We start from the raw sequence: 11547 nt of genomic DNA, 5'->3' as shown, positions 1-11547 counted from the left end.
GGCGGCGCCACGGGGGGCTGGGGCTGCTCCGACAGGGCCCGGTAGTGCCTCCAGCGCAGCGTCACCCAGACGAGCGCTCCGGACAAGCCCGTCACCAGCACGCCCAGCAGGGCGAGAACCACGCGCAGCCGCAGCGGGACGGGGCCTCCCTTCGGGGACGGCGCCACGTGCGTCGTCACCTCGTCCACCAGCAGCGATACCGCCTCCGGCGACAGCCCCTCCACGCCTCCCGCGATGAGCTCACGCAGCGTGTCCGCTGACTTGCGTACGCGCGTCGCACCGCCGGGTGCTGTTCGCAGCATGGCCGACGCCTTCGAGGGCGCGGGAGCCTGTCCTGGCCTCGGCGGCGGTGGGACCACCAGGTGCACACGCGCCAGCAGCACGCCGTCCACCGTCTGGAGCGTCTTCTCCAGCTCCCGCTCCATCCCCCGGACGCGGCAGACCTGCTCCTCCAGCGGCGAGCGCACGAGCCCGCTTCCGCCAAACACGTCACAGCCCGTCTCCGCCGCGAGCCGGGGCAGCCCCAGCTCCGCCAGGATGCGCACCGCGTCCGAGGACTGCGCGTCCGTCACCTCGATGGCCCAGGTGGGTTTCTTGCCCTGCTCGGGCACCTTGCGCGCGTCGAGCCCCCGCTCGACGAGCACCGTCTGCAGCTCATTGGCCTGACGCTCGTCGAGGCCGTGCTGGATGCGCTCCCGGCACGCCGAAGCGCCCAGGAGCAGGAGGAAACAGAGACAACGAAGGGGAGCGGAACGCATGGAAGGAAGGACTCCTCACACCTGGGTCTGGAGGACCTGCTTGACGCCGCCGGTGGCCTTCTCGACGACCTTGCCGGCGAGATCGAGCTCCTGACTGGCGCGGTAGACGTGGGCCTGGAGCGCGAGCAACTCCGAGGGACTGAACGAGCGGCCGGACTCGGCGAGCTTCAGGATGTGGTCCAGCCGCTGCTGCGCCTGCCCCACGCGGTCCAGAACCTCCACCGCCTGCTGACTTCGCGCGGCCTGGGCCGAATCCACGCGGGCCCCCGGCTTCACCTCCGCGCAGCCCGCCTTCGCCCGCTCCACGCCGTCCGCCCGCGACGTGCCGGCGGGGGCCTCGGTGGGCGTGCGCACCGGCTTCGGCGGCCCCTCCGTCGTCACCGGCACGGGGCGTGACTGGGGCGTACGCACGCCCTCCAGCACCTTGCCGAACGTCTCCCTGCCGGACTCCACCGCGGGCGAAGGGCCCGCGCCGCCCACGGCTCCCAACTTGTCGATGGCCATCTCGAACGCGCCTCAGCGGATGTTGTTGATGGCGGCCTTCGCCGAGTCGTGGCGGACCTTCATGATGTTGGAGATGGCGTTGTGCTCGCGGCTCTCCTTCTGCATCTCGTTCTGGAGAGCCACATAGGCCATGTTGAACTTCTGGCCGTCCGAGGCCATCAGCTTCTGCGCCTCCAGCAGGTCCCACGCGTCCCCCTGCCCCGTCGCCGCGCTCCCCGTCGAAGCCGTTGGCCCCGGCGTGCTCGCGCGCGCCGACGTCGCGGAGGCGCCTCCCGTCGCCGACACCGACGACACCGCCTCAGCCGGCACCGCCGCGGACACCGTGCCGCTCAGCGTGGACACCACCGCGCTGGAGATGGGGCCTGACGGCAACATGCCGCCCACGAGCCCCGCGCCCGTACGCACCACCTCGCGCGCCGCTCGCGCCAGCGTGGGGCCGAACTCCGTCTTCGGTGTCTGGCGCGCGATGGACGGGGCGATGCTCAACGACGGGATGCGACGGTCTTCCAAGGGGTGCCTCCGGCAGGGATTCGCCAGGGCTGCCATCCACCATCCGTGCCAGGGGCCAACCCCTTGAAACGACAGGAGCGCGCTCCGTCACCCCAGCGCCAGGCGTCTCCGCGGCGCGCGCGCCAGGTCCACGGCGCGGGACGGCGGACGAAAACCCGAAAACTTGCCACCGCGCCAACCTGCTTCACAGTTGTCGCGTCCTGTCGCACCCGAAGGTGAGCCCCCGATGCTGAACCCCTCCAATGGTCCCCGTCCGAACGAGCGCGAGCGCTACCACCCGCGCGTCGAAGCCCGGCTCCAGGTGAAGGTGCTCCTGTCGGGCCGCACCGTGACAGCGCAGGCGCGCGACATCTCCATGAATGGCCTGTTCCTCCAGGCCCACCCGGCGGACTCGCAGCGGGCGCTCACCATCGCCCTGCCGCTGCCGGGCGACCGGGAGCTCGTCACCATGTGCACCATCCGCCGCCGCGAAGTGGACGGCGTCGCGCTGGAGTTCGGCGAGCTGGACTGGGACGACCTCATCGCCCTGGCCCGCTTCCTCCACCCTCACCTGCCGTAAGGGCCTTCCGGAGGAGCGTCAGTCCGCGGCCGAGCGGGCCGTGCGCAGCCGCTCCACCAGGTCCATCAGCTCCGCGCCGCGGAAGGGCTTGTGGATGTAGCCATCCGCGCCCGCCTGCGTCGCGCTCGCCACGTCCGCCTTCTTCGCCTTCGCGGTGAGCATGTAGAGCGGCACCTTCGCCGTGGCCGGGTCGCTCTTCAGGATGCGGCACACGGAGACGCCGTCCAGCTGCGGCAGCACCACGTCCATCAGGATGAGGTGGAAGTCGCGGTCGCGGGCCAGCTTCAGGCCTTCGATGCCATTGGCCGCGCAGACCACGTCCACCGCGCCGTCGCTCAACATGGAGCGCACCAGCTCGCGAATGACGGGCTCGTCCTCGACGAGCAGGATGTGGAAGGGCGCTTGCGCGTTGCCAGCCATGATTCCTCGGGGCCCCTCGTAGGCCATTGCCCTGGCGACGTCCAGCGAAGCGACACCTCCCGGTAGCCCCTCTGTACGAAAGCGGTCCCCCGTCGGTTTTCCGCGCGGATGGGGTCGCTCCGGCCCCGCCTAGATTTCGGAGACGCCGTCGCGCTCGGCCCAGCCCTCCAGGCCGTTGGGCAGGCGGATGCGGACGTACTTCCCCGTCTCCTCCAGGAGCTGCACCTTCAGGCCGGCGTGCACCTCGAAGAGGGAGCGCCCTTCCGAGCGAGGCAGCTCCCTCGCCACCAGCGTGGGCGCCAGCACCACGGCCTCATGCACGTTCTGGTGCACCCAGATGTGCGCGCCCAGGAGTAGCGCCGCCGGCACCGCCGCCGTGAGGCAGAGGCCCGCCACCACCGCCACCGCCGTGCTCCGCATCGAGGGGAAGGCGCGCCGGAAGAGCAGCAGCGCGAAGCCCACCAGCCACGCGACGAAGAAGACCCAGGCCACCGCCGCGCCGTCCGTCGCGGCGGCCAGCCGGGGGAGGAAGGCCTCGTCCGCGGCGGCGCCCACGACCTTGTCCACCTGCCGCGCCCGCGCCAGGGCCAGGTTGGCCTCCAGGTCCTCGGCGCGTCCGCCCTGCTTCCGGGCCTGCTCCAACGACAGCACCGCGCGGCCCAGGTCGCCCCGGGCCAGGTGCGTGGTGCCCAGGTTGTAGAGCACGTCTGGTCCGCCGAAGCCGTGGGCGATGAGCTTCTCGTACTGGGCCTGCGCGGTGGCGTAGTCCTCGCGGCCATACGCGTCGTTGGCCTGCTGGAAGACGGCCTCCGCTTCCTCGGCGGTGTAGTAGCCCTGCGTCGCCGCGTCGCTCATCACGCCCAGCCTTCCATCACCGCCGCCGCGGTCGCCAGCACCTTGCGCCGCTCCCCCGGCTCCACCCCACCGCCGTAGCGGCCCAGGTCGCACGCCTCCAGCACGAAGAGCACACGCGCGCGCCGCTCCGCGTCCACGCCCGCCGCCGCCAGCTTCTCCCCGAGCGCCTCACGCGTCAGCCCGCCCACGGGGAAGCCCAGCTGGGCCTCCAGGAAGCCGACCACCGCCCGCTCCACCTCCACGTAGAACGCGCCCGCGTCCGAGCCCGCCTTGAGCTTCTCCGCCTCCGCCAGCCGCTTGCGCGCGGCCTTCGCCTGCTGACGGCCCCGGCCCGCCTCGGAGCGCGTGGCCAGCCGTCCGCGCATGCCGCCCATGAACGCCACGCCCGCCAGCAGGCCCAGCGGCGCCAGCACGCCCGCGACGAAGAAGGGCCGCGTCCACACGGGCTGCGACGGCCCCACGAAGTGGGCCCGGGCGCGCACCGGACGCAGGCCCCCGGTGGAGAGCACGTTCTTCTGCTCGTTGGCCGCGTCCGCCATCTGCGAGGGCGTCATCGACGACGGCAGCGAGGACACGCCGCCCGCGCCCGCCTCCACGGTGAGGGTCACGGGGTCCGTGCGCGCCGTCTCGTACTGGCGCCGCGACGGGTCGAAGTACGGGAAGCGCAGCTCCGGCAGCGTGAAGGTGCCCGTGCGCTGCGGCATCACCAGGTACTCCACCACGCGGCGGCCCTGGATGCGGTTGCGGTTGGGCGTGAGCCGGTCCGTCGTCGTGGGCTCATAGATTTTCAGCGCGGACGGGCCGGTGAGCTTCGGCGGGGTGACGTTCTTCACGTTGCCCTGCCCCTCCAGGATGACCTTCACCGTGATGGGCTGACCCAGCTCCACGCGCGTCTGCGACACGTCCAGCGACATGCGCCACGAGCCCACGTTCGCGTTGGACATGTTCGGCGGCGCGCCGTTCGGCAGCGGCCGCACCTTCACCTTCAGGCCGTTGGATACGCGGTGCACGCGGTGGCCCGCGAAGAGGAAGCCCGTGGTGATGTCCGCCTCCGCCGGGGTGATCAGCAGCGTGCCGGACTTCACCGGGAACAGCGCGCGGCGGCGCAGCAGGTAGGCGCGGTACGGGATGCCGTCCACCACCTTCTGCTCGCCCGTGAGCTGCGTGGGGCTCTCCACCTCTTCGGTCCAGAAGCCCTCCAGCTTGGGCATCGTCACCGCGTCCACGCTGGACAGGTCCACGCGCGAGTAGATGTAGAGCGACAGCGTGGCCTGCTCGCCCACGTAGAGCTCGTCGCGGTCCAGGCTCGCGCGCAGGAACAGGTCCGAGTCCCCACGCGGAATCACCGGCTCGTCGTCCCGCAGGTCCGAGTCGTCCCCGAACGGATCCGGCATGTTGCGGAAGTTGCGGAACGGATCCGGCAACTGCGGCCGGCCACCCTGCTGCGCCTGGGGCGCGTTGCCCACGCGGCCTTCGCGCACGGTCAACTGCACGGCGTCCGTGCGGTACGTGCGGCCGCCCGCGGTGAGCGTGGCGGGCGGAAGGGTGAGCTTGCCCGCGCGCAGCGGACGCATCAGCAGCTCGTGGCGGGTGATGTCCTGGATGACGGCGGGGCCACCGCCGGACAACGAGATGGAGCGCTGGCTGCCGCGCGACGAGGAGAGCACCTCGAAGTCGTTGGACTCGGGCAGGCGCAGCTGGGCGTTGGACGGTGCGTCCACCATCACCACGGTGAGCTTGAAGGTGTCGTCGGTGCCCACCTCGGTGCGGTCCACCGTCTGGTAGAACTCGATGTCCGCCGCCCACGCCGGCGCCGTGGCCAGGAGGGCGAGCACGGCGAGCAGCGCCGTGCGCCCGCTACCAGTCCTTCTCATTGGGCTTCCTCTGCTTCTTCTTCTGCTGGAAACGCCAGAGCTGGAGATTCTTCTCGTTCTGCTTCATCGCATCCAGCAGGCGCTCGGCCTCCTGCCGGTCGACGTCGCCCGGCGAACTTCCGCCGTCGCGCGGGTTGGATTCCGTCTCCTCCTCGCCCTCGCTGCCGCCGTCCGCGCCGCCATCGCGCGAGTCGCCTTCGCCCTCGTCCTGGCCTCCGTCGCCCTGGCCTCCATCCCCGCCACCGTCGCTGGGACCGCCATCGCCGCCGCCGTCCTGCCCCCCATCCGAGCCACCGTCGCCAGGACCGGCATCGCCGCCGCCTCCGTCCGCGCCGCCGTCCTGACCGCCATCCTGCCCACCGCCGTCCTGGCCTCCGTCGGCCCCGCCGTCCGCGCCACCATCCGGACCGCCGTCCTGGCCTCCGTCCTGCGGCGTGCCGCCGTCACCCTTCTGGCCACCGTCCTCGCCCGCGTCCGGACGTCCGCCGTCGTTGCCACCGTCCTGGCCTCCGTCGGTGCCGCCATCCGGGCCGTTCTGGGGCGGAGGCAGGTCGCGCAGCACCACCTCGTAGTTGTGCCGGGCCTGCGGATCCGTGGGATCCAACGTGAGCGCCTTGCGGTAGGACTTGAGCGCCTCCGTACGGTCGCCCGCCGTGGCCGCGAGGTTGCCCAGGTTGTACCAACTCTTCTGCGACAGGTCGGGCTGACGCGACGACTCCGCCACCTGCTTGAAGGCCTCGCGCGCTTCCGCGGAACGGCCCAGCTTCGCCAGCGCGTCCGCGCGGTTGAACTCCACCGTCGGATCATTGGGCCGCTCCTTCTTCGCGGCCTCGAAGTCCCGGAGCGCGTCCTCGTAGCGTCCGGCCGCGTAGGCCTCGCGCCCGCGCTGCACCAACGGGTGGTCCTTCTCCAGCGGCCCCACCGCCCATGCGGGCCCCGGCAGCGCCAGCAGCCCCGCCAGGCCCACCGCCATCGCGCGCGCCGCGCGCCGCCGCATCGGTTGCGTGCTCATGCGGCCCTCCGGCGCGAAGGGATGAGCGCCATGCCCAGCACCAGCAGCACCAGTCCGGGGACGGCGAACCACTGGAAGCGCTCGTCGTAGCGGACCGTCACGCGGCTCTCCAGCTCGCTCTTCTGCAACTGGTCGATGCGCTCCACCACCTGTCCCATCGCCACGCCGTTGGGCTGGTAGAAGAAGGCGCCGCCCGTGGCGTCCGCGATGGCCGTGAGGCCCGCGCGGTCCAGGCGCGTGATGACCGTGTCGCCGTTGGAGTCCTTCTTGTAGTCCACGAACTCGCCGCGCCGGTCATAGACGGGGATGGGCTCACCGGAGTCCGAACCCACGCCCACCGCGAGCACCTGGACGCGCGCGTCCTTGAGCGCGTCCGTGGCCTCGCGCACGTCGCCCGTGAGGTCCTCGCCGTCCGACAGCAGCACCACCACGCGCTCCTTGGAGCCCCGGTCCGCGTTGTCCAGCACCTGCTTGGCCAGCCGCAGCGCCGCGCCCACGTTCGTGCCTCCCTGGGGCATCGCGTCCGGATCCACCGCGCGCAGGAACAGCTTCACCGCCGAGTAGTCCGACGTGAGCGGCGACTGCACGAACGCATCACCCGCGAACACCACCAGGCCCGCGCGGTCGCCCTTCAGCTCGTCCAGCAGCGTGTTGAGCTCCAGCCGCGCGCGGTCCAGCCGGCTGGGCTGCACGTCCCTGGCGAGCATGGACTTGGACGCATCCAGCGCCACCACCACGTCGATGCCCCGGCGCTTCGTCAATTCGCTCTTCGTGCCGCACTGGGGCTGCGCGAGCGCGAGCCCGAACAGCATCAGCCCCAGCCCGTACAGGCCGCCCTGCACCGCCGGCCGCCACACGGACACGCCGGGCGCGAGCGCCGTCACGTGGCGCTCCGCGATGAGCGCCGACAGCCGCGTCCTGCGGCCCAGCGCCTTGAGCAGCGCGAGCAACCCCAAGAGCAAGCCCACCAGCAGCAGCCCCAGGTACAGCGGCTGCGCCAGGCCCACCTGGTAGCCCAGGAGCGTGAAGCGCCAGGCGTCCAGCGTGGGCATCATGGGAACACCCGCAGGACGGTGGCGCGCAGCAGCAGCTCCAGCGCGGCGAGCCCGAAGGCCACCAGCAGGAACGGGTGGAAGTTCTCCTTGTACGTGGCGCTGGCGCCGCCCTCCATCAGCTTCGAGCGCTCCAGCGCGTCCAGCACCTTCTGCAGACCCTGCTTGAGGCCCTCCGGGTCGGTGGCGCGGTAGTACTCGCCGCCGGTGCGGTCCGCGATGTCCTGCATCAGCTCCGGGTTGATGGGGATCTCCGTCTCGCGCCAGACGGTGTTGCCGAACAGGTCCGTGCCCTGCGGGAAGGGCACCTTGCCGCCCTTGCCCACCAGGATGGTGTAGATGGGGATGTGGAGCGACGCGGCCATGTTCGCCGCGTCCAAGGGCGAAATCTTGCCGGCGTTGTTGTCGCCGTCGGTGATCAGCACCACCACGCGGCTCTTCGCGTCGGAGTCGCGCAGGCGGTTGAGCGACGTGGCGATGGCGTCACCAATGGCCGTGCCGTCCTCCAGCACGCGGGTGCGCAGCTGCTTGAGCACCTCCTTGAGCACGCCGTAGTCCAGCGTCAGCGGGGACTGCGTGTACGCGGCGCCGGAGAACACCACCAGGCCCAGGCGGTCGTTCACGCGGCCGGAGATGAACTCGGTCAGGACCTCCTTCGCCACGTTGAGGCGGTTCTGCGGACGGAAGTCACCGGCCTCCATGGACGTGGACAGGTCCAGCGCCACCACGATGTCGATGCCCTCCACCGACAGGTCGCGCACGCGCGAGTCGCGCGACTGCGGCCGGGCGATGGCCACCACCGCCGCCACCAGTGCCGCCACGCGCAGGATGGGCAGCAGCGGCAGCAGGTACGTGCGGAAGCCCCGGCCGCCCTTCGCGAAGACGTGCGCGGCGGAGAAGCGCAGCGTGGCGCGGCGCTTGCGTTCCCAGAACGCGAGCGCCAGCAGCAGCGGCGCCAACAGCAGGGCCCAGAGCGCCTCCGGGTTATTGAACGCGAGGTCCGGGGGCAGCATCGGGCTTGGGGGGAGCGGGAGGAACGTACGTTTTGGCGAGCAGGTCGTAGCCGAAGGCCAGCGCCTGATTGCAGGACTCGGGGGAAGCGTCGGCGCGGGCGTACTTCACCATGTCCGACTCGGAGACGAAGCGCATCAGCGCGTCCTCCGGCAGGCCCGGCGTGGGCAGCCGGCGCAGGGACGCCATCAGTTCGGACGACGTGCACTCCAGGGCCTCGAAGCCGTAGCGCTCGCCCAGGTAGCCGCGCACGATTTCGGAGAGGCGGAAGTAGAAGTCCTTCACGTGGCCGCGGCCGGGCAGGTCCTCGCGCTTGAGCGCGTCCAGGGACTGGCGCACGCGCACGTCCAGCGGCAGCACGGGAACGACCTTCTCGCGCTTCGGCCGGCGCTGCCACCAGCGCACCAGCGCCCAGACCGCGACGGCCACCGCCAGCGCCACCGCCAGCGCGTAGAGCAGCGTCCAGGAACGGATGGGCACTTCCTGCGGAGGCTGGTAGTCGAAGAGCTCCGCGCCCTGCCCCTGTGCGTCCGGCGGCAGCGTGGAGGTCACCTCCACCGTCTTGCCCTTGAGCACGAAGCGGCGCGGCCCCTCCGGAGTCGCCACGTCGAAGGCGAGGTCCGGCAGCTGCACGTCGCCCAGCTCGAAGGCGGAGAAGCGCAGGCCGAACGTCGTGGTCGCGTCGTTCGCGTTGTCCTGGCGCTGGCGCGTCTGCTGGAGCAGCTCCACCGCGCTCTCACCCGTGGGCGCCACCAGCTCATAGCGCTGGTCCTTCGGGTGCGTGAGCGTCACCTGGTAGGTGAAGGGCTCGCCGATGTGCACCGCCTCCGGCTCCACCCGCGCGGACGCGCCCGTGGGCGCCACCGTCTCCAGGGCGACGGGGGCCTTGGGCGCGCCAGGAGCTGAGGCCGGGGCCTGGGCCCACACGGCCGGCGCGCTGACGAAGAGGACGGCCGCGAGGACGAGCGCGTGTCTCATGCCGCCATCCTCCGGGCCCGCGCGCGGAAGAAGCTCGCCAGCGCCTTGCCGTGATCATCCCCGGCGCGCAGCTCCACGTGGTCCAGCTCCAGCTTCTTGAACAGCTTGCGGCGCTCGTCGCGCTGGGCCTGCATGGCGCGCATGAACCTGCCGCGCACGGCGGTGGAGCTGGTGTCCACCACGAAGCGCTCGCCCGTCTCCGGGTCCTCCATCTCCACCAGGCCGTGGGCGGGGAAGCGCTGCTCCAGCGGATCCTCGATGACCACCGGCACCAGGTCGTGGCGGCGGCCCACCAGGCGCAGCGGCTTTTCGTAGCCCGTGGCCATGAAGTCCGACACGAGGAACGTCACGGCCTTCCGCTTGGACACCTGCGTCAGGTACGTGAGCCCCGCGGACAGGTCCGTGCCGTGGCCCTTGGGCTTGAAGGTGAGGATGTCGCTCACCAGCCTGAGCACGTGCATGCGGCCCTTGCGCGGCGGGACGACCTTCTCCACCCGGTCCGAGAAGAGGATGAGCCCCACGCGGTCGTTGTTCGCGATGGCGCTGAACGCAATCTGCGCGGCCACCTCCGCGGCGACCTCCGCCTTGGTGCGGTCCTTGGAGCCGAACTCGTTGGAGGCGGACACGTCCACCAGGAGCATCACCGTGAGCTCGCGCTCCTCGGTGAAAACCTTGATGTAGGCCTCGTTCATGCGCGCGGTGACGTTCCAGTCGATGAAGCGGATCTCGTCGCCGGGCTGGTACTGGCGCACCTCGGAGAAGGCCATGCCGCGGCCCTTGAACACCGAGTGGTACTGGCCGGCCAGCATGTCGGAGACCACCTTGCGGGTGCGGATCTCCAGCTTGCGGATGCGGCGGATGAGGTCCTTGGGCAGCACGGGCGCGCTCTTACCGGGGCCTTGTCAGGGGACTTCCACGCGGTCGAAGACGCGCTGGATGATCTTCTCCTGGGTGAGCTCCTCGGCCTCCGCTTCGTAGGTCATCGCGATGCGGTGGCGGAGCACGTCGAAGGCAATGGCCTTCACGTCCTCCGGGGTGACGAAGCCGCGGTGGCGCAGGAACGCGTGCGCGCGGGCCGCCTGCGCGAGCGCGATGGTGGCGCGCGGCGAGGCCCCGAACTGGATGTAGTCCGCCAGGTCCTTGAGGCCGTAGCGCGCGGGCTCACGCGTGGCGAACACCACGTTGAGGATGTACTCCTTCACCTTCTCGTCCATGTAGATGGCGTGGACGAGCTCGCGAGCGCGCACCAGGTGCTCCAGCGCGATGACCCGCTGGACCTTGGGCGACGAGCCGCCGGACATCCGGTCCATGATGATCTTCTCCTCATCACGGGTCGGGTAGCCCACCTTCACCTTGAGCATGAAGCGGTCCACCTGCGCTTCGGGGAGGGGGTACGTGCCCTCCTGCTCGATGGGGTTCATCGTGGCCAGCACGAGGAACGGCGAAGGCAGGCCGAAGGTCTGGTCGCCGATGGTGACCTGGCGCTCGGCCATGGCCTCCAGGAGGGCGGACTGGACCTTGGCGGGGGCGCGGTTGATTTCGTCCGCGAGGACGATGTTCGCGAAGATGGGCCCCTTGCGGACGGTGAACGCGGCCGTCTGCTGGTTGTAGATCATCGTGCCGACGAGGTCGGCCGGCAGCAGGTCGGGCGTGAACTGCACGCGCATGAAGGTGGCGCTGAGCGAGTCCGCCACGGTGCGCACGGTCAGCGTCTTGGCGAGTCCGGGCACGCCCTCCAGGAGGACGTGGCCGTTGCACAAGAGGCCGATGAGGATGCGTTCGAGCATGTACCGCTGCCCGACGATGACCTTGCCGGTCTCCTGGTTGAGGACCTCGACGAAGCTGCTTTCCTGCTGCACGCGTTCGGTGAGCGCGCGAATGTCGGTGTTCATGTCCCCTCTGTCGGCCTGGGCGGCGGGCAGCCTAGGGTTCCCGGGCGTCCGGCTCAACACCGCTGTACGCCGGACATTCCGTCAAGCCGCCCTGTCCCGTAAAGGGTCATCCTCCCATGTCC

Annotated in this window: 13 protein-coding genes; 1 reads left to right on the top strand and 12 read right to left on the bottom strand. The window is 70.9% G+C overall.

Annotated elements, in window-relative coordinates:
• From D7Y21_RS36965 to D7Y21_RS36955, 3 genes are all read right to left on the bottom strand, one after another.
• On the bottom strand, window positions 1-758 hold a 758-nt coding region (locus D7Y21_RS36965; protein ID WP_121718196.1), incomplete at its 3' end, for a flagellar M-ring protein FliF.
• Window positions 759-773: 15 nt separating this feature from the next.
• On the bottom strand, window positions 774-1262 hold the full coding sequence (locus D7Y21_RS36960; protein WP_121718195.1) for an ATP-dependent helicase HrpB: 489 nt from the start codon (window positions 1260-1262) through the stop codon (window positions 774-776).
• Between the two features lie 12 nt (window positions 1263-1274).
• Entirely contained in the window at window positions 1275-1808 is a 534-nt protein-coding gene (locus D7Y21_RS36955) for a hypothetical protein (protein WP_370039809.1), read from the bottom strand.
• Between the two features lie 190 nt (window positions 1809-1998).
• Between D7Y21_RS36955 and D7Y21_RS36950 the strand changes: the two genes are divergently transcribed.
• The gene (locus tag D7Y21_RS36950) at window positions 1999-2331 is read left to right on the top strand and encodes a PilZ domain-containing protein (RefSeq protein ID WP_120566764.1); all 333 of its coding nucleotides are present in this window, start codon (window positions 1999-2001) and stop codon (window positions 2329-2331) included.
• An 18-nt stretch (window positions 2332-2349) separates the two neighbouring features.
• Here D7Y21_RS36950 and D7Y21_RS36945 read toward each other — a convergent pair whose 3' ends face one another.
• The 9 genes from D7Y21_RS36945 to D7Y21_RS36905 form a co-directional block, all read right to left on the bottom strand.
• A complete protein-coding gene (locus D7Y21_RS36945; RefSeq protein WP_120566860.1) occupies window positions 2350-2751 on the bottom strand; it encodes a response regulator in 402 nt (133 codons plus the stop codon).
• Between the two features lie 129 nt (window positions 2752-2880).
• Window positions 2881-3606, bottom strand: coding sequence for an SH3 domain-containing protein (locus tag D7Y21_RS36940; protein WP_121718194.1), 726 nt, complete (start codon window positions 3604-3606; stop codon window positions 2881-2883).
• A complete protein-coding gene (locus tag D7Y21_RS36935) occupies window positions 3606-5480 on the bottom strand; it encodes a BatD family protein (protein ID WP_121718193.1) in 1875 nt (624 codons plus the stop codon). Before D7Y21_RS36935 ends, D7Y21_RS36940 begins: the two co-directional genes overlap by 1 nt.
• Complete coding sequence (locus tag D7Y21_RS36930) at window positions 5464-6492, bottom strand: tetratricopeptide repeat protein (RefSeq protein ID WP_120566761.1); 1029 nt, start codon at window positions 6490-6492, stop codon at window positions 5464-5466. Before D7Y21_RS36930 ends, D7Y21_RS36935 begins: the two co-directional genes overlap by 17 nt.
• Complete coding sequence (locus D7Y21_RS36925; RefSeq protein WP_121718198.1) at window positions 6489-7544, bottom strand: VWA domain-containing protein; 1056 nt, start codon at window positions 7542-7544, stop codon at window positions 6489-6491. Before D7Y21_RS36925 ends, D7Y21_RS36930 begins: the two co-directional genes overlap by 4 nt.
• Complete coding sequence (locus D7Y21_RS36920; protein WP_233612435.1) at window positions 7544-8557, bottom strand: VWA domain-containing protein; 1014 nt, start codon at window positions 8555-8557, stop codon at window positions 7544-7546. The genes D7Y21_RS36925 and D7Y21_RS36920 overlap by 1 nt, the downstream gene beginning before the upstream one ends.
• Entirely contained in the window at window positions 8529-9533 is a 1005-nt protein-coding gene (locus D7Y21_RS36915) for a hypothetical protein (RefSeq protein ID WP_121718192.1), read from the bottom strand. The genes D7Y21_RS36920 and D7Y21_RS36915 overlap by 29 nt, the downstream gene beginning before the upstream one ends.
• Window positions 9530-10411 carry a DUF58 domain-containing protein gene (locus tag D7Y21_RS36910; protein ID WP_121718191.1) on the bottom strand — a complete coding sequence of 294 codons (882 nt, stop codon included), beginning with the start codon at window positions 10409-10411 and terminating at the stop codon, window positions 9530-9532. The genes D7Y21_RS36915 and D7Y21_RS36910 overlap by 4 nt, the downstream gene beginning before the upstream one ends.
• Before the next feature lie 24 nt (window positions 10412-10435).
• A complete protein-coding gene (locus tag D7Y21_RS36905) occupies window positions 10436-11425 on the bottom strand; it encodes a MoxR family ATPase (RefSeq protein WP_120566758.1) in 990 nt (329 codons plus the stop codon).
• Between the last annotated feature and the right edge of the window lie 122 nt (window positions 11426-11547).

The organism is Corallococcus sp. AB045, from assembly GCF_003668895.1.
Classification (GTDB): domain Bacteria; phylum Myxococcota; class Myxococcia; order Myxococcales; family Myxococcaceae; genus Corallococcus; species Corallococcus coralloides.
This window is presented reverse-complemented; position numbering and strand designations above follow the sequence as displayed.